We start from the raw sequence: 1,190 nt of genomic DNA, 5'->3' as shown, positions 1-1,190 counted from the left end.
GATGGAAACCCGCTGGTTGCACGCGTTTGTCGCGGTTGCGGAAGAACTTCACTTCGGGCGGGCCGCATCACGGCTCCAGATGGCCCAGTCGCCTCTCAGCCAGATGATCCGAAAGCTCGAAAAGGACATCGGCGTCAAGTTGTTCGAACGAAGCACTCGCAGCGTCGCACTCACATCCGGCGGACATGCCTTTCTCCCCCACGCCTATCGCGTCATCGAGAACATGGAGACGGCACGACACGCTACGCGCGCGTCGTCGGGAGGCGTCTACGGACGAGTCACAATCGGGTTCACCGGAGTGCTCAACTATCAAGCACTTCCGCCACTGACACGCGCGTTGCGTCAGCGTTATCCGGAAGTCGAACTGACACTCCTCGGCCGGATCATGACGCGCGACGCGGTCATCCAACTCGAGAGCGGCGCCCTCGATCTCGCCTTCGTCGGGCTACCCGTGGAATCCGCATCACTGTCTACCCGACTCATCCGACGGGAGGCATTCGGCGCTGTGCTTCCGATCGACCATCCCCTCGCAGAGAGAGACGCGATCGACCTCCGCGAATTGGCCGACGACGGATTCGTGACCACCCCGCTCTCGGCCGGCTCGGCCCTCCAGGAAACCGCGATGCGCGCCTGCATGAACGCAGACTTCAGGCCTCGCGTGGTTCAGGAGATCACCGATCCGTACATGATCCTGATGCTCGTTGCCGCCGGCGTCGGTGTAGCGCTGATGACGTCCGGTATGGCTGCTATCACCCCACCTGGCAGTGTGTTCGTCCCACTCACCGGCGAGCCGACGTTCATGAATCACGGAATTGCCTGGTCACCGCGGCACATGACCGATGCGCTCGCCGTCGCATTGGAGACATCCGAGGAAATTCTGCCGACGCCGGAGATTGAGACCAAAAACGTCATTATCTGAGACTCATTTAGTGTTGGACGCGCCATAGTCCTTCGTGGCACTGTCGTCTCAGCCGCCGAAAGGTGAGGGACGTCACCGATGCGTGGTGCATCACCAAACGTGCCGCCACGGCCGGCCCATCGGGACGAAAGGACTTCACATGGCACCACCGATCACCTCCACCGGTTCCACGCACTCCACCGAAGAACATCCGAATTCGAACGCGCGCCGCGCCGCCGTTTCAGGCTTCCTCGGCAGCACCCTCGAGTACTACGACTTCTTCATCTACGGC

General features: G+C 61.5%; 1 protein-coding gene. It reads left to right on the top strand.

All coding sequences use genetic code 11. The features are described 5' to 3' along the window. Position 1 precedes the first annotated feature (1 nt). Positions 2 to 919 (top strand): LysR family transcriptional regulator, encoded by a 918-nt coding sequence (locus AC0B9F_RS38285; RefSeq protein ID WP_020970528.1) that lies wholly within the window; start codon positions 2 to 4, stop codon positions 917 to 919. Positions 920 to 1,190 lie beyond the last annotated feature (271 nt).

The sequence above is a fragment of the Streptomyces sp. NPDC097129 genome, assembly GCF_055668065.1.
This window is presented reverse-complemented; position numbering and strand designations above follow the sequence as displayed.

Bases quoted from the DNA above. Each gene is read 5' to 3' on its own strand.
- AC0B9F_RS38285 (WP_020970528.1), top strand. From the start codon at position 2: ATGGAAACCCGCTGGTTGCACGCGTTTGTCGCGGTTGCGGAAGAACTT.